Consider the following 21,804-nt stretch of genomic DNA (forward strand, 5'->3'; position numbering starts at 1 on the left):
TCGGAAAAACCGAGGATTATATCAGATAACCCTCTGACCCACAGGGGATCAGAAGATTCGTTTACTTGTCATAGTGCCAAAGGCCCTTTCGGACACTGGGTCACAGTGACATCCATTTGTTTCATGTCAGTTTGTCGCTGTACGGGACTGGACCAGCAGCGCCATATACTCTTGCCTTTCAACATCAGACAAACCACCGTGGGCCTGCCGGAATTCCAGTTCTTCCTTTCGGTTCAGTGTAGCCGCGCGAATCAGACTTTGCCCGGCTGCAGTTAGCGAATTCACAAACTCCAGCTGCCGCTCTTCGGCCGACCAGCGCTCAAATCTGGCAGCGCCAGTACGGGCCATTCCCGCCAACTTGTTATAACTTTCAGACTCACGCCACAACTCCAGCAACTGCGCCGAATTCATGCGTGAACCGTACTGCCTTGCGGACTGCAAAATATCCAGTAGCAGATCGTCACCATTGGTGGGCCAGGTCAGCCAGACCGGCTCGCCATGCGTGGCCAATGACGGGTCAAACAACAACAATTGCAATAGCCCTTGCACCATGTCTGGCTGGACTCGCGGCGGCAGAAACGGGCGCTCATCCGCATCATTGCGCCACTTGCCACGCCCCTTACCTTTCCAGGTGCTACCGCTTTTGAAGTCGCTCTTCCAGCCACCGGAATTCTCGTTGCGCCGCTGAAACTGTCTTGGCGGCGGCGACTGAAAATCTCCCTCATCCCGATAGCTGTTGGCTTGTTGGTGGTGAAAATCCGCATCATCAAAGTTGCCACCATCAACACCGCCTTGCCCATAACCACTTGCGCCAGGACCAGCAAAGCTCCTGCCGGTATTTCCGGTGCTTGTTGTACCTAATATGGGTTCAAGCTCGGAGAGTTCCAGTCGGCATAATTCCGCCAGTCGTTTCTTGACCATCAGCGCATACGCCGGGGCATGGACTTTCGCCATCAAAGGCTTGGCCAGATGAACCAGCCGCGCACGCCCTTCTTCGCTTTCCAGTTCAACCTGCGATGCAAGTTCACGCAGTAAAAATTGCGCCAGTGGCACCGCATCTTGCGCCAAGACTTGTTCAAAGCGCTCACGCCCGAAGGCCTGCACGTAACTATCCGGATCGTGTTCTTCCGGCAAAAACAGAAACGCCAGTCGCTTGCCGTCTACCAGATATTCCAGACTGTTTTCCAGCGCCCGCCAGGCTGCTTTGCGCCCCGCTTTGTCACCGTCAAAACAGAAAACCACTTCATCGGCCAGCTTCAGCAATTTTTGCACGTGGTTGGGTGTACACGCGGTGCCCAGCGTTGCCACCGCGTATTCCACGCCGTGCTGCGCCAGCATCACTACATCCATGTAGCCCTCAACCACCAGCACCCGGCCGCGCTCGCGAATGGATGCTCGCGCCTGAGTCAGGCCGTACAATTCTCGCCCTTTCTCAAATACCGGTGTTTCCGGGCTGTTCAAATACTTGGGCTTGGCATCACCCATCACCCGACCACCAAAACCGATCACTGAACCACGCTGATTCAGAATCGGGAACATCACCCGATCCCGAAACCGGTCGTAACGTCGATGCGTTTCTTCATCGTCGCCCACCAACCCAGCCTCAGCCAGCAACTTGTTCCAGTCGTAGTCTTCAAATACTTTTTTGAGCGCCTGACCGCTCGGCGCATAGCCAAGACCGAAGCGCGCTGCAGTTTTTCCGTCCAGCCCACGCCCTTTCAGATACTGAATGGCTTGCGGTGCAGTTTTGAGCTGCTGGCGGTAATAATCACTCGCCGCCTTGAGGACGTCGTAAATCCCCGGCTCTGCCTTGGCTTCTTCCGGACTACCTGCCTCTTCGGGCACCTGCATCCCGGCAACTTCCGCCAGCTTGCGGATCGCCTCCGGGTAAGACAGCCCTTCAAACTCCATGACAAAACCCACGGCAGAACCGTGCGCACCGCAACCGAAGCAGTGATAAAACTGCTTGGTCGGACTAACCGTGAATGATGGCGATTTCTCTTTGTGGAACGGGCAGCAGGCAGAGTAGTTCATGCCGGCTTTTTTCAGCGGCAGATAGCGTTCAACCACGTCCACAATATCAACGCGGTTCAACAAATCCTGAATGAACGACTCTGGAATACGGGCCATCAGCGTGACGGGCAAGCGATCAAAACGAAGGTGATTTCAATCTGAAACCAGTCCGTCCAACCTCTTGCTCACCCTCACTTCTTATTGCATGCCAGCTTTAACCAGCTTGCTCACTTCGGCCATATCGGCCTTGCCAGCCAGCTGTGCTTTCAGATCAGCCATGATCTTGCCCATTGCGGTCGGGGTCTTGCCATGCGTGGTGATGGCGGCATCAACGGCCGCAGCCACTTCTGCATCGGATAAACGTGCCGGCAGATATTCGGTCAGCACGCCGACTTCGAATTTCTCTTTGTCGGCCAGATCCTGGCGGTTTGCGGCTTCAAATTGGGTGATGCTGTCTTTGCGTTGCTTGAGCATCTTCTCGATAATGACCGCAATGGCGGCATCATCCAGTTCGATGCGTTCGTCGACTTCGCGCTGCTTCATGGCTGCCAGCAACAGACGGATCGTACCCAGCCGCTCTGTCTGCTTTTCCTTCATCGCCGTCTTCATGTCATTGGTAATGCGTGCCTTAAGGCTCATGATGTTTCCTTTTTGATGAATGAATAGACAGCGGACAGATGTAGCAGCGAACGACACAAAGACGGAAAGGCCGCACACGTGCGGCCTCTCAGAATTCGGTTGCTACCCGGCTTAGTACAGCTTCGGGGGCAATTGCTGGCTGCGCAGGCGCTTGTAGTGGCGCTTCACAGCTGCAGCGAGCTTGCGCTTGCGTTCAGCAGTAGGCTTTTCGTAAAACTCGCGCGAACGCAGTTCAGTCAACAAACCAGTTTTTTCAACCGAGCGCTTGAAGCGGCGCATTGCTACTTCAAAAGGCTCGTTTTCTTTAACGCGTACAGAAGGCATCGAGCAGAAATCCTGTGTGTTAGGGCTAAAGCCCGGAATAAAGGCAGCGATTATCCATCAGAGAAAAGCAAATGTCAAAACCCTCTGCTTTGCGGGTGTGGCGTGAACGGGTACGATTACGCCCTGGTTAATCAATACGTTAAGTGACAAGGCTACAACATGCTGGTGCTAGGCATCGAATCTTCCTGCGACGAAACCGGCGTAGCGCTGTATCACAGCGAGCGTGGCTTGCTGGCGCATCGCATCCACTCGCAAATTGCCATGCATACCGAATATGGTGGCGTGGTGCCGGAACTGGCCTCGCGCGATCACATCCGCCGCGTGCTGCCGCTGACCGAAGCCTGCCTGGCTGAAGCTGGCGTCACACTGCAAGACCTCAATGCCATCGCCTATACCGCCGGGCCCGGGTTGGCTGGCGCGTTGCTGGTGGGCGCGAGTGTGGCCAATGCCTTGGGCTTTGCGCTGCAAAAGCCGGTGATTGAGGTGCATCACCTGGAAGGCCATCTGTTGTCACCGTTGCTGGCCGAACCGCGCCCCGCCTTTCCCTTCATTGCCTTGCTGGTATCTGGTGGTCACACGCAGCTGATGGCGGTACTCGGGATTGGCCAATATGAATTGTTGGGTGAAACCGTGGATGATGCTGCTGGCGAAGCCTTTGATAAATCGGCCAAGCTATTGGGTCTGGGTTATCCAGGCGGCCCGGCACTGTCCAAGCTAGCCGACACCGGCGATGCCACCCGCTTCAAACTGCCAAGGCCGATGCTGCACTCGGGCGACCTGGATTTCAGCTTTTCCGGCCTCAAAACCGCTGTGCTGAATCTGGTAAAACAGCAGCCCGTGCTGGATGAAACCACCACCGCCGATATCTGCGCGGCGTTTCAGGAAGCAATCGTCGAAGTGCTGGTCAAGAAGTGTCTGGCCGCGCTCAAGCAAACCGGCATGCAACGACTGGTGATTGCGGGCGGTGTGGGCGCCAACCGGCAATTACGCGCAGGCTTGAACGACGCTGCGCAGCGCCGTCGGCATGAAGTGTTCTATCCACCGCTTGAGCTATGTACCGACAATGGCGCGATGATTGCATTTGCGGGGGCCATGCGATTGAAGTTTGCCGAACCGGATTACAGCTACAACGTGCGACCGCGCTGGGATCTGGCCAGCTTGCCATCGGTGGCGTAGCAATCCACCGCCCGCAGCGGTGGCTGGCCTGCGGCGAAGCCACCCTACAGCGTTTTTTCCATCAGTGCGTTGGGCAAGACGCAGCCATCAATATCCACGCTGCGCTGCTCCACCAGCGCATAACCGCGCCGCAAAAAGAAGGGTTGTGCGGTAAGGCTGGCTTCGGTGCGCAACGTGGGCATACCCAGAATGCGTGCGGTGCGCTCGACCTCGCGCAGCAACAACGTGGCCACGCCCGAGTTGGCGGCAGTGGGCGCGACGTATAACCAGTCGATCAGGCAATCTTGCGGCACCAGCAAAACGAAGCCGAGAATGCGGTCTTCATCGGTTACCTTCCAGCCAAACTGGCTGGAAAGCTTCTCGCGCCAGGTTTCCTGCTTTGCCAGCGCCCGGTCAATCCAGGCGCGCCGTTGCTGCAAGCTGTAATCAGCGGCAGTCAGCACTGAAACCGAGGCAAAGAAACAGGCCTGCAGCGCCGACAAATCGCCCGCGCCCGTGCGCAGCACCTTCATTGCGCCACCGTGAAGCTTTGATCAATCAAGCCGGGCAAAACCAGTTGCAAGGTTTCACCGGCGTGGATCGGGCCAACGCCTTCGGGCGTGCCGGTGTAAATGAGATCACCTTCAGTCAGCCCAAAGCGCGCAGAAATCCACGCAATCAGCGTCGGGATATCAAACACCATATTGCGGGTATCGGCGCTCTGGCGCAGCTGGCCGTCAATGTGCAGCGTGAAACCAATTTGTTCTGGATGCGGGATGGCGCTGGCGGGCACGAAGTCGGTCAGTACGGCGGCGCCCGCGTAGCCTTTGGCCAAGGTCCAGGGCTGGCCTTTCTTTTTGGCTTCGGCCTGTATGTCCCGCGCGGTTAAATCCAGTCCCAAAGCATAACCGGCCACATAAGACATGGCATCGGCCTTGGCGATATCGCGTCCGCTGCGGCCTATGGCGACAACCAGTTCGGTTTCGTGATGGATTTCTTTCGACCACGACGGCAGCGGAATAGTGGCGCCGGGCGGGACAATGGCAGAGGTCGGCTTGAGAAACACCATGGGCTCTTCGCCGATGGAAGAGCCCATTTCGGCTGCATGGGCCTGAAAATTGCGACCCACACAGAAAATATTGGCAACAGCGAACTGTTGATCGGCAATCCGGATTTGCGGCACGAGGCTCTCCACTGGGCTGGTCGAGGCGCTATTTTGCACGCTTGAGGCTGTGAACAAAACCGTTATCGGGCTTTTTCCAACGAGTTATTTGCTGCGTACGGGGATGCGAATGGCTGCAACCACGTCCCGGCAGATGCCTGCCCTGTCAGCCAACCCAGCGCGCAATGCTGAACAAAAGAATCAGCGCCAGCCACAACAACACCGAACGCCAGATCAAGCCAACCGCGCTGGCCAGATAATCCGGATTGGCCGCATCGCCCAAACCCAGTTCGGGGCGGAATTTCACGGTGTGATCCTGATGCAGCACGTCACCCAACTTGATGCCGATGGCACCCGCGCCTGCCGACAGCAAGATGCCGCTGGTGTAATCCACCCAAGTCCGCGCCTGTGCGCTCCAGCAATCCACGGCGTCCTGGAAGTCGCCCATGATGGCGAAGCTCACCGCGGTCAGACGCACCGGAATGTAATCAAGCATGTCTTGCGCCCAGCGCGCAAAGCGGCCGAAGGCGTTCTGGTTCTCGAACGCGCCCCACTTTTGCGCCAGCAGGCTGGAGGTGCGATACAACACTGCGCCAGCGGGGCCAGCAAACCAGCCCAGCGCCACAAACCAGAATACGGTGCCGAACACGTAACGGTAGGAATCCACCAGACCTTGTTCGATGGCCAGACGCGAGATTTCGTCTTCGCTCATTTCCGAGGTGTGTTGGCCAGTCCAGTCGGCCAGCAGCAGGCGTGCACCGTCGACATCACCCACTTGCAAGGCTTTGGAGATACCGGAGAACGCGTGGCTGAACTGGCGAAAGCCCATGGTGAAATACAACACGGCCACGGTCCAGACGATGGCCAGCGCTGAGCTGTTATGTGCCAGCAGGAAATACACGGCAATGGCGACAACCAGCGGTGGCAGCATGGCCAGCAACCAGCCATAAACGCCATTGCGGAATTCGCCAGCATCCAGGCTGCGTTCCAGATTATTGGCCATGCGCACAAATGCCAGATAAGCCGGATTGCGGCTGCTGATGGGGCGCAGTTGTTCAAGCGCCAATGCAAGGATCAGTGACAGAAAGGTCATAAGTTCCATCCAGCGAAGCGGGCAACTGTCAGACGGGGCTGACCGGCAAATCGGGCTAACACGTGCGGCGCCGCTTCGGATTTTTCGTATGATTACAGGATAGATGTAAAGTTGGCGCGCCCGCAGCAACAAACGCCTGGCGCCAACACTCCAGGCCCGCAAGATACCACAGGCGGTGATGACCGCCCAAACAGGCGGACCTGGGGCGGGTTAATTCGCCTGGGCGGCGGGGTTGAAATCATCTGCCTGTCACCCAATTTGTTATAAAATCACATTTCCACATTCCGTTTTCCAGGTGCAGACGTATCAGGCAGCCTTTCAGGCCAGGCCCGCGACGATCTGCCAACCCTGCCAACCGAGGAGAATCCCATGGCGCATCAACTGCCTGAACTGCCGTACGCACTCGACGCACTCGCACCGTACATGTCCAAAGAAACTTTGGAATACCACTACGGCAAGCATCACCAGACTTACATCACGAACCTGAACAACCTGATCAAGGGTACCGAGTTCGAGAACGCCAGCCTGGAAGAAACCGTCAAGAAAGCGCCAGCAGGTGGCCTGTTCAACAACGCCGCACAAATCTGGAACCACACCTTCTTCTGGCTGGGTTTCACACCGAACGCGGCTGACGCAGATCGCACTCCAACTGGCGCTCTGGCTGCTGCCATCGATGCCAAGTGGGGCTCGTTCGACAAGTTCAAAGAAGCATTCAATGCTTCTGCTGCTGGCAACTTCGGTTCCGGCTGGACCTGGCTGGTGAAGAAGGCCGACGGTTCGGTTGATATCGTCAACACCTCCAACGCGGCTACCCCGCTGACCGGCGCTGATGTTGCCCTGTTGACCTGTGACGTGTGGGAACACGCGTACTACATCGACTACCGCAACAGCCGTCCGAACTACCTTGGTGGTTTCTGGAAGCTGGTGAACTGGGACGCAATCGCCCAACGTTTCGCCTAAGCAATTGCCGGAACTTGTTCACAGATCTTTGTGAACAAGCCTGAGCATCTTGCAAAAAAAAGCCCTCTGCATACCGCAGCAGGGCTTTTTTATGGCCTCGCAAACCCTATCACCTCATCTCTACCCGGAAAGTCTGGCCTGTTGGACCACAGCAACTATGCTGTTGAATGCCATTGTCATTTTTGATCATTCAACTTCAGGGGTCCACCTATGTCAGCACTCACCACTCTGGGTTTGGTCCATACCGCCATCAGCGTTGTCGCGCTTGCCGCCGGCCTTGTAGCGCTAGTGCTCGACAAGCGCATTACCTGGCGCACGGCGCTGGGTAAGGTGTACGTCTGCACCACCGTCCTTACCTGCATTACCGCGCTAGGCATCTTTCAACATGGTGGCTTTGGCAAACCGCATGCGCTGGCGATCCTCACCTTGATCGCCGTGGCAGTTGCGCTCGCAGCGGTGCTGACGCCATGGTTTGGCGGGGCGGCCGGGAAAGTCGAAGCACTGGCCTATTCACTGACCATCCTGTTTCATTTCATTCCGGCCATTACCGAAACCTCCACTCGCCTGCCGCAAGGCGCGCCGATCTTTGAAAACGCCGATGCGCCCGGCCTGAAAGCGGCCACAGCGGTGCTGGTGCTGCTGTTTTTGATCGGGGCCACACTGCAATTGCGCTATCTGAAAAGAACCGCATCCAGGATCTAGCCTGGCCGCATCACGCCTCTCCCCGCGGCGATCTCTGTCTGCGCCCGCAACCGCATCCTGCTTGTTCAAGCCTCAAAAGTCAGCGCAAGCAGGCGGTTATCAGGTGGGCAAACCGCCGCCTGTCGTGCGCTGGATATTTTTCCTTTCGAAAACAGTGATCAGCTACCAATCTGAACCACCCGGGTGATTTTGCTGCAGTGCAATGTCGAGGGCCGAATCATTCAGTCAGCTTGTGCACATTGTCTTCGCAGCTTTGCCGCCCGTTCAAATCACCTCGTAGCAAGTCCTTCCAACCCAAAGCAATACTTCACCACGGAGTAACCAGATGGGCACCATTACCACGCGTGACGGTACGGAAATTTATTACAAGGATTGGGGTAGCGGGCAGCCGGTGGTGTTCTGCCACGGCTGGCCACTGGATTCAGATAGCTGGGAATCACAAATGTACTTCCTGGCATCGCATGGCTATCGCTGCATTGCACATGATCGCCGCGGGCACGGCCGTTCCAGCCAGCCGTGGGATGGCAACGATATGGATCATTACGCCGATGATCTGGCCGAGTTGCTTGAGGTGCTGGATATCAAAAATGCCGTGCTGTTTGGTTTCTCGACCGGTGGTGGTGAAGTGGCCCGCTACATTGGTCGCCACGGCACCAAACGCGTGGCTAAAGCGGGGCTGATCTCCTCCGTGCCGCCGCTGATGCTCAAAACCGACACCAACCCCGGCGGCTTGCCGATTGAGGTGTTTGACGGCATTCGTGCCGGGCTGCTGGCGGATCGCTCGCAACTGTTCAAGGACATTCCGTCCGGCCCGTTTTACGGCTTTAACCGGCCGGGCGCCAAAGTGTCGCAAGGCTTGATTGATTCGTGGTGGCTCCAGGGCATGATTGGTGGCCACAAAAACACCTATGACAGCATCAAGGCGTTTTCAGAAACCGACTTTCGCGACGATCTGAAAAAGTTTGATATCCCGACCTTGATCATTCACGGCGACGATGACCAGATTGTGCCGATTGACGCAGCGGGCCGAGCCTCGGCCAAGATCATCGAACACGCCAAATTGCTGGTTTATCCGGGCGCACCACATGGTTTGACCGATACCCATAAAGACCAGGTGAACGCCGATTTGCTGGCGTTTATCCAGAGCTGACCAGTCCGCTATCTGGCGTGATCGGATAAATCGGATAAAAAAAGCCCCTTCCACACGGAAGGGGCTTTTTGTTGGCTGTCAGCCCGAACTCATTACCTCATTACCAACTGATACCCAGCGCCGCATGTTCTGGCGAAGGCGACATGATGGTCGAGCTCTGGTTAGACACATCGTCATAAGCAAAGCCGTACGCCAGGCCACCCACGCTGTGGGTATGCCAGAACTTGGCGTAGTAGTTGGCCGGTGCAGCTTGATACCACGCTGCGGGAGTGGCCCACTGCGTAACGTCTTGCATGATGTGACGATTGAACGCAGCGCAAATCTGGGCCTCCAGTGCCAGCTCGGTGCTGTTACCTGTCGCCAGCGTGCCCTTGCCTTCCAGAATGTCCTGGGTGGTGGGTTTGCTGACGTTGTAGGTACCGCCCACATACGCGCCATTGTTCAGGTTGACCTCGGTAAAGACCATGGTCGTACCCTGCACCTGCCCCACAAACCGGCGGCTGCCACCCCACATATCTACCGTGAGGGTGCTGGTGGTGTATTGGGTCCAGATCTGGTTCACGTAGGCATCAAAGTAGTGTTGATTAGCCTGGCCGACATCAAACGTGCTCTTGCCGGGCGCCATGATGCGGGGCAGCGCGGGCGGCGTGAGGTGGAACTCGGCCGGGGTTTCGTTCACGTACTCGTTGTAGATGGCGGCGACGGGTTCACCGGTACCGGTCTGCATGTGGAAGGTCTGGTTAGCGCCCCATACATCGACCATCAGCGGAATGCCGAACTCATCCACTTGCGTGGTGTTGATCCACAAACCGGTGGTGTTGTAGGTGAACTCGTACCAGTCATAGTTGACGTCGATGTTGGAATCGCTGGTATTCAACGGGTTAGGCCCGGCGAAACCGACGTTGCCATTGGCATCAGTCAGGATGGGGATATACATCGGGCTGCCCAGCGACACAAATACCCGGCCCGAATCCATCTTCGGCAACTTCAGCAGCTTGCTTTGCGCCAACGTGAAGAAGTAGTTCGAATAGTTCTGGCCGTTCTTGGTCAGGTGGTTAGGTCCGGTGTTATCTGCCACTTGCGCCTGGGTGATGGTGCCATCGGGCTTGAGCCAGGAGAACTGGCCGGTTGCCGGATCACGCCCGATCACCGCGATATACACCTGGCTATCAGTCCATGCTCCGTGGGTATTGTTTTGCAGATCAATCCCCACAAAGCCTGGATAGACGGTGTACGCCGGTGCGCTGGCACCGACAGCACCGCCAACCGTTAACACCGCGTTGCTGGACGTCACCGACCCGCCCGCATTCTTCACCACGGCGTTGAAGGTGGCGCCATTATCGGCGGCAGTGGTTGCTGGCGTGGTGTAACTGGCTGCGGTTGCTCCCGTTATTGCAGTCCCGTTTTTGTTCCATTGATAGGTAAATGGCCCGGTGCCGCCAGCCGTCACGGCAAACTGCGCCGTGGCACCAACAGCCACCGTTTCGCTGGCCGGTTGCGCGCTAATGGTTGGCGCGCTGCCGCTTGCCGCTAGCGCGGTATAGACCTCGAACTCATACAGCGAGTAGCCATAACCCGTGCCACGTTGCGTGCCATACATGCGGATATAACGCCCGCTCACGGTCGGGAAGGAAATATCTTCCGTCCCGCCCACGCCGTTGTTCTGCGTGTAGGCCGTGGTCCAGTTCTGGGCATCACTGGACACCTGAATCTGGTACACCTTGCCGTAGGCGGCTTCCCAACGCAGGATGACGCGTCCGATGGTCTGGGCGGAACCCAGATCAATCTGCACCCATGATGGATCGACCGCCAGCGAAGACCAACGAGTGGTCAGATCACCATCAGTCACGTAGGCCGGTAACGAGAACGCCGGGTTCTCATTGCCGCTGGCCGTGGCGGTTTTGCCCAATGCCAGGTTGGTACCAGTGCTACCCGTGCCGCCAGTACCGCCGCTTCCACCCGTGCCACCCGAACCAGCACCTACGGTCAGCGAGGCCGGATTGCTGGTCAGGCTGGTGCCATTGGCATCGGTAATGGTGACGCTAAACACCGCACCGTTATCGGCAGCCACCGTGGCTGGCGTGGTGTAGCTGGCGCCAGTCGCCCCGGCAATCGCCGAGCCGTTCTTTTGCCACTGGTATTTCAAGGTGCTACCTGCCGTCGCAACCACGTTGAAGTTGGCGGTCTGACCAGCAGTTACGCTCTGGTTAGCCGGTTGCGTGGTGATGGTTGGCGCTGTGGTCGAATAGATCTCGAATTCCCACAGTGAGTAGCCATATGCCGTCGCCCGCGCTGTGCCATACATGCGCACATAACGTGCGGTGGTGGCAGCAAAGTGGATATCTTCCACGCCACCCACGCCCGCAGTTTGCGTATAGACCGCAGTCCAGTTCTGGTTATCGCTGGATACCTGAATCTGGTAGGCCGTGGCATACGCGGCTTCCCAACGCAGGATCACATGGTCAAACGCTTTGGCCGAGCCCAGGTCAACCGCCAGCCAGCCCGGGTCAACAAAGGCCGAGGACCAGCGGGTGGTGGTGGTATCACCATCAAACGCCATCGATGCCGCATTGACGGTGGGGTTTTCATAGCCACTGGCCGTTGCCGCTTGATGCAGCGCCAAGTTCACCGTAGTGCCGCCACCACCATTGTTGCCGCCAGTCACGGTCAGCACGGCGGTATTGCTGGTCACGCTGCCGCCCTGGCTGTTGGTAATCAGCACCGAGAAGACAGCGCCGTTATCACCCGCCACCGTTGCTGGCGTGGTGTACGAACCGACGGTAGTCGATGCGATGGCCGTGCCGTTCTTCAACCACTGGTAACTCAAACCGGTGCCGCTGGCCGTGACGGTAAACGTCGCTGTCTGGCCCACTGCCACCGTCTGATTGACCGGTTGCGCGGTGATGGTCGGTGCTGCCGCAGACGAACCTGCCGTGCACAACGCCCAACCCGGGAAGTTATTGGCTACGGCTGGCGTGGCATTGCCCGAAGACGACACCCAGTATGCATATGTGTTGTCTTGCTCGTAGGCGGTCGAAGTCCAGGTATTCCACGGCGACGGGAAGGCGCATGAGGCCGCGTTATTGCCGCTGATGGCGAGTGCTTCGTCCTTGGTCGGCAAGCGCATGTTCTGGCTGGCGCAGTAACCGGCGGCGACTTGCTGGGTGAACTGCGCCCCTTGAGTCGTGTAGGTGTATTGCGCACGCTTCCACAACAACTGCGTCAGATTGTCCTTCACTGTGGCGGTATCAACGACCGTGTAACGCTCGTTGGCATCACCGCAATTGGCCACGTTATAGACCTCGAACTCATACAGCGAATATCCGTACTGCGTGCCGCGCTGGGTGCCGTACATCCGCACATAACGGGCGCGTGCTGTCGGAAAGCTGAAGTCTTCATTGCCACCCGTGCCTGCAGTCTGGGTGTAAACGGTCGTCCAGTTGGCATTGTCGTTGGACACCTGAATCTGATAAGCCACGGCATAAGCGGCTTCCCAGCGCAGGATGATGCGGTTGAACGCCGTCACCGCGCCCAGATCGATTTCAATCCAGGATGGATCAACAAACGCCGAGCCCCACTTGGTGCTGGTACTGCCATCCACCACGTTGGAAGCCGGGTTACCTTGCTGGTTCTCGTAACTGCTGGCCGAGGCCGTTTTGTTCAGCGCCAGATTCACGCCCGGTGGTGCCATTTTCAATGTGGCGACCGCGCTGGTAACGGTGCCGGCAATATTGTTCACCGTCACCGTGTAATTGCCAGCGTCACTGTTCTGTACCGCCGGAATGGTGAAGGTGGCCGAGTCTGTCCCGACATTGCTGCCGTCTTTCTGCCACTGATAATGGAACGGCGACGAGCCCGATACCACCACCGTGAAGCTGGCTGGCTGGCCTGGAATGGCCACAATGCTGTTCGGTGGCGTAGTGATGTTTGGCACAGTGGCCGCGTTCACCGTCAGCCGTACCGCAGCCGAAGTCACCGAACTTACCGGATTGGTGATCGTCACCGAATACAACTCGCCGTTGTTGGCAGTGCTGACCACCGGCGTGTCGTAACTGGTCCCGATGGCACCAGAGATCGCCGCGCCGTTTTTCAGCCACTGGTACTGCAGCGTGGGCGAACCGTTGGCCGCCACGGCAAAGTGCGCCGTCTGACCGGCATCGACTGTCTGCGCAGCCGGTTGGGTCTGGATAGCCGGTGCGGCGGCGTTGACCACGGTGACCGCCGCAGCATTGGAAGTCACGCTGCCCAGGCTGTTGGTGATTTTCACCGTAAAGCTGGCACCACTGTCGGCCTGACTGGTCGCTGGCGAACTGTAACTGGCACCTACCGCACCGGAAATCGCCACCCCGTTTTTGTACCACTGGAACAGCAACGGTGCCGCGCCCGAAGCGGTGACCGAGAACAACGCAGGTTGCCCGGCCGTAACCGAAGTCGCCACCGGTTGCGCAATGATTGACGGCGCTTCTGCCGGTGGCGTGGTGTGGTTGATCGGCTGGACGGTATACGTCACCGACCCGCTGCGCAGCCCCGGCGCTGTCGCCGTGACCGTAACCGCACCAGCAGTGAACTGGGCACGCAGGGCAATTTTGGTCTGACCGCCCTCTACTTGCAGTTCATGATCGCCCGGCGCGTGATAGGTCAGCGGCTGGCCCGCTGTTACATACTGCTCAGACCCGCCTTGATATGTGGCCGGACCACTCACCGCAAAGGTGACATTGTCGGCCGCAGTCGGCACCAGATTGCCCTGCGCATCGACCACCTGCGCAGTAATGAAGGCCGCATCCGAGCCATTGGCAGTGACCGCAAACGCCGTGCCATCCGGCTTGACCAGACCTGGCTCAACCGTCAGCAGGATATGGTCTTCGGCTCCCGCCGTGGTTTTGGTGTCGGTGGCTTGTGCGGCTCCGTATTGATCCAGACATTCGGCGGTGACCGTCCCCGCTGCCCAAGTCACATTCCAGTGCACCTGAAATGGCATTTTGGTGGTGTTCTGGCTCAGATTGGCGCTGGAATCGGAGTTCCACGGATTCGGCGTTTGATCGGCGCCTTGCGGTTGGCCATTGATCAGCAAACGCACTGCCGGACAATTACTGAATGCGTTTACCTGGATATTGCCAGAGCGATTCCAGTGGTGCGCCAGCTTGACCACCGGCTTGAGCGAATACGGTGTCCACGCGGCTTCGTAAACGTAGTACAGCAGCTTGGGGAACCGGTTCATGTCGACCATGGAAGCACCCAGCGAACGTACGCCGGGGCCAGTCGTGCCTTCCACGTAGGTGCTGCTTTCGCCCGGAGAATCGGCGAAATACCACTGCGCCATGCCGAAGGCGTTCACAGCTACGCCTTTGCGCCAGTTATCCAGGAACGGCGCAGCAAAAGCCAGTTCGTAATCCCAAGCCTGACGCGCTGTACCGGCGCCCCAGTATTCAGAACCCCAGGCCGGTTTGCTCGGGTAGGTTTGCTTGGTCAACACCTCGCAACCTTCCATGGTGCAACCGAGGATATCGCCGTTGGCCGGATTGGGCGTGCGGTCAGATTGCGCGCGGGTGTTGATCGGGTCCCATACTTGCGACAGCGCTTTCAGGCTCTGTGCGAAGGTGGTGTCCGTGGCGCCGTTATCCGCTTCCCACGCCAGAATCGACGGGTGGCTGCGGTCGCGGATAATCATGTCGCGATGCAGTTCGCTCTTGAGTGTCTGCTTGTCGCACGGCGGCGTGGTGCAGGCGTCGGCAAAACCGTTTTCGCCATCGCCACTGGGCTGGATAATGAAAATACCGTAAGCGTCAGCGGCATCGACAAATTCCGGGCTGGAGGTGGAATGCCCTGGCCGCCACAGATTGCCACCGGCGGCAGCCATCAGTTTCAAATCGCGCCACTGTTGTTCTTCCGGTACCGAGGTGCCTAGCGCCGGATAGTCATAACGACTGGAACCGCCCCACAAGAACATGCGATGACCATTGATACTGGGCAGGTCTTTGTCCCAGGTGATGGTGCGAATCCCCAGCGGGCTTTGCACGGCATCGACCACCACGCCATTGATACTGACGGTGTGGAACACCTTGTACATATACGGTTTGCCGTAAATGCTGTTGTTGGGATACCAGAGTGTCGGGTTGGTCACCGTCAGGGTCTGGTCAAACAACTGCGGATGCAAACCCGGCGACGCATTGGCGGGAATGGTCTTCTGGCTTTGCGCGGTGGCCACCACATTGCCACTGGCATCTACAATCTGTGTAGTCAGCGTCACCGGTTGTGCCGACGTGCCCTCGTTCAGCACGTTGGTCTGCACATCAATGGTGGCCGAGGCATCACTGGCGCTCACCGTTGCCACGTAGGTGCCCCAGGTGTTTTGCCCGGAATACACGTTGACCGGAATATGCACCTTGTCGGTGATGTACATGTACACCGGGCGGAACAGACCCGCATCGGACTGCCCAAAGCGGAAAGCCTGCGAGAATCCGGGCGATTCAAAGAAGGTGTCGCCCTTAGCTACTTTCACCGCCAGCACGTTGTCCGAGCCGTCAAACTTCACGTACGGCGTCAGATCCACCACGAACGGAATAAACCCGACCACGTGTGTGGCTTGCGGGTTGATGGCACTGGTGCCGGGAATGAAGGTGCCATTGATGTACACCTGCACGCCGGTGTGGGCACCTTCAAATTCCACCATCACCTTGCGGCTGGCGTAGGACGGATCAAGCGTGAAATGCTTGCGATACCAGTTTTTGGTGCCGTCCAGATCGCCCTCGCCGCCACCTGATTCAGTGTTGATAAAGGTATTGAGCTGATTGGCTGAGTACGGCACGCCGACCGACAGCCAGCCAGAATCATCAAACCCCGGCTGCATGGCCGTGGCCGGGTCCTGATCCTTGATGTATTTCCATGGCGTTTCGCCAAGATTGATTTTGACGCGTTCAGAGGGCGCCAGCGATACCGCCTCAGCGGCAGGCGCCAGTAGCCCCGTGAACACCGAAATGGCGGTAAGACAGATGCATATCCGCCCCCACGCCCCGGTTCCGTAAAGTTTCATGAATGACCCCTTCGCATACTGCGGATAGCACGGCGACGGATTCGTCGAACGACTGGATCGCCGGCTGGGTTGATACAGGTTGCTTCAAAAAGACGCACAAACTGGTACGCGCCAACCGGTGTGGTCAGCGCATGACATAACAGCGCCCATGCCTGGATCAGGCAGCGGCGCTCGCAGCACAAAAGCCATGACGCACCCGCACGCTTGCAGCGGATGGCTGCAGGCGCGTTGCTGCGTATGACTGGCAGATTTGAAACAACCTTTTGTATCGTTTTATGGGCTCAGTGAGCTGGCCCTGTTTTTGCCACTGCCGCCTCGCTTCGGCCCTTCAGATCAGGCGCGGGAGGCGTTGCAGTGATTCAATTTCAGTTGCTTTACCAATGAAATTGATTTCATTTCGGAAATACTTTTTTATTTCTTCTAACAACCAACAACTCGCACAAGTACTCGTATTAACTGAAACAAGCGTCGGTCCATCTCAAAATCAATTAATGAAATCGATTTCAAAATAACGCGTATGTAAAACCAGATGACCCGTTCTTACCTGACGAAGCTCGTTTCCGGTAACCGCCCACTTTTTGTGCAATGCACAGGTACAAATGCAACAATTTGGTGATTCTAGGCCAGTAACTGGCAAAAACAAATTTACCAACCCCCTGTTCGGATGATTTTTACTGACAAGAGGTAGGCCAATAAGCTTTCCAGTAATTATCAATGTACGTCAGAACCGTCTGATTTATATGAAAACGGTTTCATAATAGGTAGTACACCTGAGATTCGCCGTCATGCCATCGCTGATGACAAAACGCCACTGCAGACATGTGGCTAGACAGGCCCGATAAACGCGCCATGTAACCCGATATGTCAGTGCCATAATCCGCCCACCGCACCAACACCCTTCCCTGTTTGTTTCTTCGCGTTATCCCGCGCACGCTCAAAGGCAATAGACCATGTTGAATCCTCAAGCAGTAAAACGTGCTGCGCCTTTAGCTGCGCTGGCTGTCGCAATTGCCTTGTTATCCGCTTGCGGCGGCGGTGGTGGTAGCGGCAATTCTTCTGCCGTAGCCAACCCTGCCGTGCCGGTTGGCAATGCCCCGCCATTGCCATTGACCACCACAGCAAACGGGCCGGCCATTACCACCCAGCCTGCCAATCAGAAGGTGTCAGTGGGACAGCAAGGTTTCTTCTTTGTCACTGCGCCTGGCGCCACAGCGTTTCAGTGGTACAAAAACGGGATGGCGATCACCGGCGCGACCACGCCCAATTACTTTACTCCGGCCGCAGCCAGCACGGATGCGGGTGCCAGCTACGCTGTGGCGGTATCTAATGGCAGCGGCACCACTGCTTCGACGGCTGCCACACTTGCGTTGAACGCCAATGCCGATGGCTCGCCACCGGCCAGTTTCTGGGGCAACCCGGCCGCTTTGCCAGTAGCCACGCAGGTGATGACGGTTTCGTTTGTGAACCAGACCAATGGCAAAGTGCCGGATAGCCAGATTTTCTGGAAGATATCCGGCACCTCGGCGGCAAATACGCCGGTGAGCGAGTTCCATTCGATTGCCGACAACCCTGTCTACGACATGCCGGGCATCAACTCCGCGCGCATGTATTTCTTTATTGCGCCCAACCAGGCCGCAGCCACCACCGGCGCCAGCAGTTATTACGATTTCATCGAATTCAATCTGGGCCGCAGCAACAGCAGCCAGCCGTGGAACTTCAACGGCGACACCACGCGGGTGGATGCCTTTGGGCTGAAGCTGGCGATCCGGCTACAGTGCGCAGATGGCACCGACGTGGCACGCGGCGAGGATTACGGGACGTTCCTGGAAGATCGAAGCGTGACATTCCAGAAATATCTGGCAGATGTCCCCACAGAGTTTCAAGCCACCGGCACACAATTTGCGCCGTACCGAATTGTGGAACCGGGTGCGGCCAACAACTTCGCCGCCACTGGCGCCAATGCGGCGTATTACAACGCGTATATCGATCAAGTCTGGGCCGCCAACGGGATTGACCCGAGCATCGTGCCCAAGCCAACGCCGTTTTTACGCTTTGCCGATGGCTCCCGCCCCGACCTGATCGCTGCGGTGGAACGGCACGTGGCTGAAAAACCCGGCACCTTCAAAGCCGACGGCACGCTGGTAAACCCGAAGTTCTGGAGCACCGTGCCGCAAAGCGCGTTCTACCCGGCAGCACCGGCCAATTACTACGCGCGGTTCTGGCATGAGCACGGCATCGGCGGCCTGGCCTACGGGTTTTCTTATGACGATGTGGGCAGTCATTCTTCCGACATCGGCTGCAACAACCCGACCCATTTGATTGTGGCTGTGGGCTGGTAATCACGCCGGTCGTGTGCGTTCAGCCCGATCCAACGCTGCTATCCCGGACAAGCCACTTACTCATCCAACAGCCACTGGCTATCAGTTGGAACACGCGGCATGATGCGGCAACACACAGGTCCACTCAGCCAATCTGGATGAGTGGGCTCCATAACTTGGGAAAAAGGCAGCGCCGCAATGACCGAAGGGGCGAGTATTCAGACACTGTTGGCCAGCGCAATGCGCCAGCATATCGACGGCGACCTGGCTGGGGCGGAAATACTCTACCGCGACATTCTGGCCAGTACGCCAGATCAAGCCCAGGCCAGGCATTACCTGGGCTTTTTGTTGCAGCAAACCGATCGCTTGCCCGAAGCATTTGCGCAACTCACGCAAGCCTTGGCGCTGGATGATACGCACGCCGAATGGCATTTCAACCTGGGCATTGTGCTGGCCCGGCAAGCACAGCCTGCCGCCGCCATTGAGGCATTTACCAACGCGATTGCGCTAGACCCGTATCAGTATTTTTACTGGACCAATCTGGGCACCGCGTTTGAAGCCGATCATGACGATGTGCGTGCCGAACAGTGTTACACCGGCGCCACGCGCATTAATCCAGATTACCCGGACGCGTGGTATTTGCTGTCCGCCCTATGCCTGAAGCGGCAACGTTATGACGAAGCGCGCCAGTTTAATTATCGCGGCGTGGTTGCGGCCCCGAAGCAAAGCAAATCGCGCATCCTGCTGAGTCAGGCATACCACGCGCTCGGGCGCACCGACGACGCGCTGGCCGTATTTGAAAACTGGCTACAAGCCGACCCGGGCAACGCTGAAGCCCTGCATTTACTGGCGGCTTATAAGGCTGAGGCGGCGCCAGCACAATGCAGCAGCGCCTATGTTGAAGCCACCTTCAACGGCTTTGCCCGCAGTTTTGACATTATCCTTGGCCGTCTGAAATATTGCGGTCCGCAACTGGTGCAGGATTACCTGTCCAGCCTGGCGCTACCGGCCGGGCAATTGGCTGCGCTCGATCTGGGTTGCGGCACCGGGTTGATTGGTGAAGTCATTCAGCCCTATACCCACAAGCTGATCGGCATCGACCTGAGCCAGGCCATGCTGGAGCAAGCCACTGCCAGGGCCTGTTATTCCCGACTACACAAAGCCGATATCGCCAGCTATCTGCAGGACTGCCACGAGCAGTTCGATCTCATATCCTGCATGGATACGTTTATCTATATTGGCCGCCTGGATAAGCTATTAACGCTGATTTATCGCCAACTCAAACCGGGCGGCAGACTGTTATTCAGCACAGAGAAATCGCCTGCCGCCGCCGAACAGGCCTGGCAATTGAATACCAGTGGCAGATATAGCCATCGCCATGATGATCTGATGGCGTTGCTGACTCAAACCGGCTTTACCATTGAACATGTGGCCGAAGTGCAAATCAGGAACGAATCTGGTTATCCAATCATTGGCGAATTCATTAGCACTCAACGGCCAGCCAACGCCTGATCTCAGGCCAGAAACAAGCCCGGCTTGTTCAGTTGGGGCTCCGTCATTATGACGTTGGCTTGGCCGTGATATGCTGATTCATCATGCATAGATACCCCACTTCATGAACCAGCCACGGTGGCCACTTCACGTATCGACTCGTCATTGGCTGGCACGGGCAATGATCTGCCTGCTGCTGTCCGGCATTGCCGCCCACACCATTGCCGTCACCGAATTGCGCTGTGTTGGCACAGAATTTACCAGCCTGACGGAATCGACCCCGCAAGGCCCAAGAGGTCTGGCAATTACCTTGCTCAATGAATTGGGCGACAAAAGCGGTTTTCATTGCAATGTGGAATTGCTGCCCTGGAAAAGGGCGCAAGCCATGGTGGCGCACAACGAGGCCGATATTCTGATTGGCCCCTATCGCACGCGGGCGCGGTTGCTCGATATGTATTATCTGAGCCGCCCGTTTTATCTAGACCGTGCGCTGTTTTTCGCGTTGAAACAGACACCTCAACTCTGGAACGGCCAGTTATCCGCGTTGAAAGGGCAATCGATTGCCATCGTGCGGGGCTGGTCGCTGGGAGATCATTTCGACGCTTTTCGGGCCATGTTGAGTCTGGTCGAAGTGGATTCAACCGACCAGGCCTTGCGCCTGCTGCTCACCGGCCGCATCAGCCTGTTGGCAGGCAATGAACGCAACTTCGCCCCTCTGATAAGCAGACCGCCTTATGCCAGCGCTGTCATACCACTCGATCCGCCGATCCAGTTCTCTGCCGGTTACTTCGCCATGTCCGGTAAATGGCGCGGTACTGCGCTCGCCAGCCAGTTTGACCGCGCCATGAACGACGCCATCAACAGTGGCCGAGTCCGTGAATTGAGCCTTGCCAACGGACTGGACTTCCCCGGTCCCAAGTTTGATTGGGCGGCTTATGTGGAACACGAACTGGGTAATTGATTGGCCGTTGCCATTGCGGGCGGCGTCTGTTTAACTTTGGCATCGCTGGTCATTGCAGAAACCGGACACGCCATGTGCGTTAACTACACTCCCCCGCAGCCCAAACAACTGGTCGAGTATTTCGAAGCCGACAACGCCATTGAGCACGACTGGCCGCAAGAGGCGTGGCAGGACTATCAAGCGCCGATCCTGGTCGCCGTTGAACAACAGCGCCGTGTGCTGGTGGGTAATTACGGCATGATCCCCAGGCGCCGCATGCCCGATGGCGTGCGTTACAGCACCATGAATGCGCGGGCGGAAACACTGGGTGAAACACGCAGTTATCGCCAGCCGTGGCTGCGCGGGCAATTGTGCCTGGTGCCGATGACTGGCTTCTTTGAACCGTGTTATGAATCCGGTAAAGCCGAGCGTTGGCAGATTGGCATGGCCAGCGACGAGCCATTTGCGGTGGCCGGTTTGCTGCGGGCGTGGCGTGAACCCGATGAAGGCGTGAGTTATTCGTTCACCCAGATCACCATCAACGCCGACGCGCATCCACTGATGCGGCGCATGCATAAGCCTGGCGACGAGAAACGCTCGCTGGTGATCGTGCCCGAGCGTGAGTACGACGCCTGGTTGCAGTGCAAAGACCCGGAGCTGGCGCGCAGTTTTCTGACGCTCTACCCCACCGAAGCAATGATTGCCAAGCCGATGCCCTTGCCCGGGCGGCCCAAGTCGGCTGCGGCGCAGAATCAGCCATTGTTTTAGAGCAACAGTGAATCTGCCCGGCGGCTAACGTTTCCTGGCTGGGCAGCGCAGTTGGGTAG

15 protein-coding genes are annotated in these 21,804 nt (G+C 57.5%); 8 read left to right on the plus strand and 7 right to left on the minus strand.

Features of this window, described 5'->3' with window-relative positions:
• Nucleotides 1-126: 126 nt before the first annotated feature.
• The 3 genes from dnaG to rpsU all read right to left on the minus strand — a co-directional run bounded on the left by dnaG (nt 127) and on the right by rpsU (nt 2,976).
• Nucleotides 127-2,130, minus strand: coding sequence for a DNA primase (gene dnaG, locus P4L78_RS06450; RefSeq protein WP_309327335.1), 2,004 nt, complete (start codon nt 2,128-2,130; stop codon nt 127-129).
• Between the two features lie 81 nt (nt 2,131-2,211).
• On the minus strand, nt 2,212-2,652 hold the full coding sequence (locus P4L78_RS06455; RefSeq protein WP_283150433.1) for a GatB/YqeY domain-containing protein: 441 nt from the start codon (nt 2,650-2,652) through the stop codon (nt 2,212-2,214).
• Between the two features lie 111 nt (nt 2,653-2,763).
• Nucleotides 2,764-2,976, minus strand: a complete 213-nt coding sequence (gene rpsU, locus P4L78_RS06460; RefSeq protein ID WP_053936257.1) for a 30S ribosomal protein S21 — start codon at nt 2,974-2,976, stop codon at nt 2,764-2,766.
• A 159-nt stretch (nt 2,977-3,135) separates the two neighbouring features.
• Here rpsU and tsaD point away from each other — a divergent pair, with 159 nt between their 5' ends.
• Nucleotides 3,136-4,152: a tRNA (adenosine(37)-N6)-threonylcarbamoyltransferase complex transferase subunit TsaD gene (gene tsaD / locus P4L78_RS06465; RefSeq protein WP_309327336.1), complete on the plus strand. Its 1,017-nt coding sequence runs from the start codon at nt 3,136-3,138 to the stop codon at nt 4,150-4,152.
• A gap of 44 nt (nt 4,153-4,196) precedes the next feature.
• Here tsaD and P4L78_RS06470 read toward each other — a convergent pair whose 3' ends face one another.
• From P4L78_RS06470 to P4L78_RS06480, 3 genes are all read right to left on the minus strand, one after another.
• Complete coding sequence (locus P4L78_RS06470) at nt 4,197-4,664, minus strand: GNAT family N-acetyltransferase (RefSeq protein ID WP_309327337.1); 468 nt, start codon at nt 4,662-4,664, stop codon at nt 4,197-4,199.
• A complete protein-coding gene (locus P4L78_RS06475; protein WP_309327338.1) occupies nt 4,661-5,314 on the minus strand; it encodes a fumarylacetoacetate hydrolase family protein in 654 nt (217 codons plus the stop codon). Before P4L78_RS06475 ends, P4L78_RS06470 begins: the two co-directional genes overlap by 4 nt.
• A 145-nt stretch (nt 5,315-5,459) precedes the next feature.
• Nucleotides 5,460-6,386 carry a CobD/CbiB family protein gene (locus tag P4L78_RS06480; RefSeq protein ID WP_283150437.1) on the minus strand — a complete coding sequence of 309 codons (927 nt, stop codon included), beginning with the start codon at nt 6,384-6,386 and terminating at the stop codon, nt 5,460-5,462.
• A 369-nt stretch (nt 6,387-6,755) separates the two neighbouring features.
• On the opposite strand from P4L78_RS06480, the gene P4L78_RS06485 reads away from it, so the two are divergent.
• From P4L78_RS06485 to P4L78_RS06495, 3 genes are all read left to right on the plus strand, one after another.
• A complete protein-coding gene (locus tag P4L78_RS06485) occupies nt 6,756-7,346 on the plus strand; it encodes a superoxide dismutase (protein WP_283150438.1) in 591 nt (196 codons plus the stop codon).
• Between the two features lie 210 nt (nt 7,347-7,556).
• Nucleotides 7,557-8,048: a hypothetical protein gene (locus P4L78_RS06490; protein WP_309327339.1), complete on the plus strand. Its 492-nt coding sequence runs from the start codon at nt 7,557-7,559 to the stop codon at nt 8,046-8,048.
• A 325-nt stretch (nt 8,049-8,373) separates the two neighbouring features.
• A complete protein-coding gene (locus tag P4L78_RS06495) occupies nt 8,374-9,198 on the plus strand; it encodes an alpha/beta fold hydrolase (protein ID WP_283150440.1) in 825 nt (274 codons plus the stop codon).
• A gap of 100 nt (nt 9,199-9,298) precedes the next feature.
• Here the strand turns inward: P4L78_RS06495 and P4L78_RS06500 are convergent, their stop codons facing one another.
• Nucleotides 9,299-16,228, minus strand: a complete 6,930-nt coding sequence (locus P4L78_RS06500) for a beta-1,3-glucanase family protein (RefSeq protein ID WP_309327340.1) — start codon at nt 16,226-16,228, stop codon at nt 9,299-9,301.
• Nucleotides 16,229-17,178: 950 nt separating this feature from the next.
• Here P4L78_RS06500 and P4L78_RS06505 point away from each other — a divergent pair.
• The 4 genes from P4L78_RS06505 to P4L78_RS06520 all read left to right on the plus strand — a co-directional run bounded on the left by P4L78_RS06505 (nt 17,179) and on the right by P4L78_RS06520 (nt 21,745).
• Nucleotides 17,179-18,567: a beta-1,3-glucanase family protein gene (locus P4L78_RS06505; RefSeq protein ID WP_309327341.1), complete on the plus strand. Its 1,389-nt coding sequence runs from the start codon at nt 17,179-17,181 to the stop codon at nt 18,565-18,567.
• A 177-nt stretch (nt 18,568-18,744) separates the two neighbouring features.
• Nucleotides 18,745-20,058, plus strand: coding sequence for a tetratricopeptide repeat protein (locus tag P4L78_RS06510; protein ID WP_309327342.1), 1,314 nt, complete (start codon nt 18,745-18,747; stop codon nt 20,056-20,058).
• Between the two features lie 103 nt (nt 20,059-20,161).
• Entirely contained in the window at nt 20,162-20,998 is an 837-nt protein-coding gene (locus P4L78_RS06515; RefSeq protein ID WP_283150444.1) for an ABC transporter substrate-binding protein, read from the plus strand.
• Nucleotides 20,999-21,745, plus strand: coding sequence for an SOS response-associated peptidase family protein (locus tag P4L78_RS06520; protein WP_309327343.1), 747 nt, complete (start codon nt 20,999-21,001; stop codon nt 21,743-21,745). It begins immediately after the preceding gene.
• Nucleotides 21,746-21,804: the final 59 nt, after the last annotated feature.

The organism is Silvimonas sp. (assembly GCF_031291215.1).
Classification (GTDB): domain Bacteria; phylum Pseudomonadota; class Gammaproteobacteria; order Burkholderiales; family Chitinibacteraceae; genus Silvimonas; species Silvimonas soli.

Excerpts from the sequence above, each read along its gene's own strand:
- dnaG (WP_309327335.1), bottom strand. The coding sequence starts at position 2,130 with ATGGCCCGTATTCCAGAGTCGTTCATTCAGGATTTGTTGAACCGCGTT.
- P4L78_RS06455 (WP_283150433.1), bottom strand. The coding sequence starts at position 2,652 with ATGAGCCTTAAGGCACGCATTACCAATGACATGAAGACGGCGATGAAG.
- rpsU (WP_053936257.1), bottom strand. The coding sequence starts at position 2,976 with ATGCCTTCTGTACGCGTTAAAGAAAACGAGCCTTTTGAAGTAGCAATG.
- tsaD (WP_309327336.1), top strand. The coding sequence starts at position 3,136 with ATGCTGGTGCTAGGCATCGAATCTTCCTGCGACGAAACCGGCGTAGCG.
- P4L78_RS06470 (WP_309327337.1), bottom strand. The coding sequence starts at position 4,664 with ATGAAGGTGCTGCGCACGGGCGCGGGCGATTTGTCGGCGCTGCAGGCC.
- P4L78_RS06480 (WP_283150437.1), bottom strand. The coding sequence starts at position 6,386 with ATGACCTTTCTGTCACTGATCCTTGCATTGGCGCTTGAACAACTGCGC.
- P4L78_RS06485 (WP_283150438.1), top strand. The coding sequence starts at position 6,756 with ATGGCGCATCAACTGCCTGAACTGCCGTACGCACTCGACGCACTCGCA.
- P4L78_RS06490 (WP_309327339.1), top strand. The coding sequence starts at position 7,557 with ATGTCAGCACTCACCACTCTGGGTTTGGTCCATACCGCCATCAGCGTT.
- P4L78_RS06495 (WP_283150440.1), top strand. The coding sequence starts at position 8,374 with ATGGGCACCATTACCACGCGTGACGGTACGGAAATTTATTACAAGGAT.
- P4L78_RS06500 (WP_309327340.1), bottom strand. The coding sequence starts at position 16,228 with ATGAAACTTTACGGAACCGGGGCGTGGGGGCGGATATGCATCTGTCTT.
- P4L78_RS06505 (WP_309327341.1), top strand. The coding sequence starts at position 17,179 with ATGTTGAATCCTCAAGCAGTAAAACGTGCTGCGCCTTTAGCTGCGCTG.
- P4L78_RS06510 (WP_309327342.1), top strand. The coding sequence starts at position 18,745 with ATGACCGAAGGGGCGAGTATTCAGACACTGTTGGCCAGCGCAATGCGC.
- P4L78_RS06515 (WP_283150444.1), top strand. The coding sequence starts at position 20,162 with ATGAACCAGCCACGGTGGCCACTTCACGTATCGACTCGTCATTGGCTG.